Raw genomic sequence first — 2,475 nt, forward strand, 5'->3', positions numbered from 1 at the left:
GAGACCGCTCAGGCCGGCACGCGGTCCGCGCGAAAGATTGAGGTTAGTCGTGGCTGGTGATGGTCCGGACCGAGCGAGATTGGAATCAGTAGCCGAGAGTGAAAAAATTCCGGTCTATTTTCTGGGCCGGGTAAGCGATGCTTTGTTGTTTGCGCTATACCAAAAATCGTTAGCCTACATCTTCCTCGGTGTAGAAGACTTTGGGATTATGCCCGTGGAAGCGATGGCTGCTGGTGCGAGCGTTGTTGGCAACTCCGTCGGTGGTGTAGCTGAAACCGTGATGGACGGGATAACAGGTGCCCTTTGCGACCCTAAAGACTCAGCCCAGCTAACTGATGCGGTTCGCCGAGCAATCGACTGTCGACCGGAAAAATCAGCAGCCCACGCGCAGCAATTTGACTCAATCCAATTTATGCGGGAGATCACGAATTGGGTCGGTCCGGAGAAGGTAAACTCGCCTAGGGCTCATGTTTGGTCTGGAGATAAGAAATGACCCCGGGCGTAACAATTTTGTCTACGGCTGACATTGACAGTGCAGTGTGGACAAACAAGCAATACCTTGCAGTTGGACTTGCCGGTAAAACTAAGGTTTCGTACATCGAGTCTATGGGTCTACGGGCCCCGACGTTGTCTACGTCGGACATGCGCCGCATACTGGGCAAGATCCAAACACAAAGATCCGGCTCAAAGGTCTCGCGTCCTATCCCCAGTGATCTTCAGGTAGTTTCGCCAAAGGTACTTCCATTCCACGGAAGCGGGATGTGTCGTCGAATCAATCTGCGCCTGGTTCGAGACCATCTGTTGCGCAGAATCGACGAATCGTGCCGGGATGTACTTTGGACATTTTCTCCGTTGACCTACGGGTTGGAGAAAGAATTTGACCGCGTCGTATATCATTCGGTGGATCTCCTCCACACCCTGCCCGGTGTACCTGCGAATCTGATATTGGAATCAGAGGAGCGGCTTTGCTCAATTTCTGACTACGTGTTGGCAAGTAGCAGCGGTGTTGCCCAGCATCTTCAACAGTACAGAGGAGATGTCAGACTTTGGCAAAATGTTGCCGACGTGGAGCGCTTCACGCGATCCGGTGCGGCACCTCGTGAGCCGCAAGCGGTGTTTGCGGGAAACTTAACCCCGACAAAGATTGACTTCTCGCTCCTCCAACAGGTTGCTGACCTTGGTTTTACGCTAAAACTTGCGGGACCGGTCAATATCGACGGTATCGCGGGACATTCGTTCCTGGATGAGCTACTTCAACGACCGAATGTCGAGCATCTGGGTAACCTAAGTCTTGACGAGCTTTCTGATCTATTCAACCGTTCGATGGTCGGGCTCATACCGTACCGAGCGAACGAGTACACTCAGGGCGTTTTCCCACTAAAGGTGTATGAGTACATGGCCGCGGGGATGAGTGTCGTATCTACACCTATCGCGAGCCTGGTTGCTAGCGCCCCGCCGGGAGTAATCATCACGACGTTTGGAGACTTTTCACGGGACGTGGAGCGTTCGATCCAATCGTGGTCGGAAGGGAATGCGGTGAAGCAGTCCGAGTTGGCCCAAGGCCACTCGTGGACCAATCGTATCGAGGAGGCTTGGGATCTCCTAAGTGAGAACCCGGGTGGGTAAGCACGCTCGGACACGTCGCAATTCGTTCTCGGACCGCGTATGGAGCGGCAGTAACCGCCGAGGATATGTCGCGAATCGAATTTCGGGCGATAAAATCCGTAGCATCGTCCTGTATGCGCTTGGCCCTGCCCTGGGAATATTGAGCGGGCCGATATTAGCACGAGCGATGGGGCCTGATGGGAGGGGTCAGTTTGCAAGCATTATGCAACCCATCACAATCGCGTCAGCCATCGCGAGCATCGGTATTCCGAGTGCAATTGCCGTATATATCGCGCGAGGAAACTCCCCGCGACGCTGTTACCAGATCGGACTCACGACGGCGATGCTCCCTACGATCATAATCGTCGTTGCGATGGTGTTCTATGGCCGTGTAGTGAGTGAGCGCCAAAATATCCCGTACGCTACCATTTTGTTGTGTTGGACTGCGATAGTTCTATCCGTAGTAGTACAAATTCGAAGAGGGGCATGGCAGGGCGTCGGGCGCTGGCGCTTGCTTGATGTTGAGCGTGGGGGCGCCGCAGTTGCGCGATTCGTGTTTGTATTGATCGTGGCGCTATTGGGGTTGCGCTCGGCGGAGTCATTCGCCGCCGGAGCATTACTCTCGTTCGTACTCGTGTCTTGCATGTTGTTCATTCCTCTTCCAAAATCAAATGGCTCCGCATCACCCGCGACCGGCGACTTCGCTCGGTTCTCGATTCTCGCTTCGGTCGGAACGATCGCAACAATCGCGAGTTCTAGGCTCGATCAGTTATTGATGCCGATCGCCACCGACGCGTCGCAACTTGGTTTCTACGCAGTTGCAGTTACGGGGCTCTTCGCAGTTAGCAGTGGTACTGGTGCCGGCTGGGT

The 2,475-nt window shown here is 54.4% G+C and carries 3 protein-coding genes; all 3 read left to right on the plus strand.

Annotated elements, in window-relative coordinates:
* Positions 1–493: glycosyltransferase (locus QR64_RS26030; protein WP_152640968.1), on the plus strand; the 493-nt coding region annotated here is incomplete at its 5' end.
* Complete coding sequence (locus QR64_RS26035) at positions 490–1,626, plus strand: glycosyltransferase (RefSeq protein WP_081263372.1); 1,137 nt, start codon at positions 490–492, stop codon at positions 1,624–1,626. The genes QR64_RS26030 and QR64_RS26035, both read left to right, overlap by 4 nt.
* A 166-nt stretch (positions 1,627–1,792) precedes the next feature.
* Positions 1,793–2,475: oligosaccharide flippase family protein (locus QR64_RS26040; protein ID WP_235367216.1), on the plus strand; the 683-nt coding region annotated here is incomplete at its 3' end.

Origin of the sequence: Rhodococcus sp. Chr-9, from assembly GCF_000801125.1 — a bacterium.
Taxonomy (GTDB): Bacteria; Actinomycetota; Actinomycetes; order Mycobacteriales; family Mycobacteriaceae; genus Rhodococcus; species Rhodococcus pyridinivorans.

Bases quoted from the DNA above. Each gene is read 5' to 3' on its own strand.
- QR64_RS26035 (WP_081263372.1), top strand. From the start codon at position 490: ATGACCCCGGGCGTAACAATTTTGTCTACGGCTGACATTGACAGTGCA.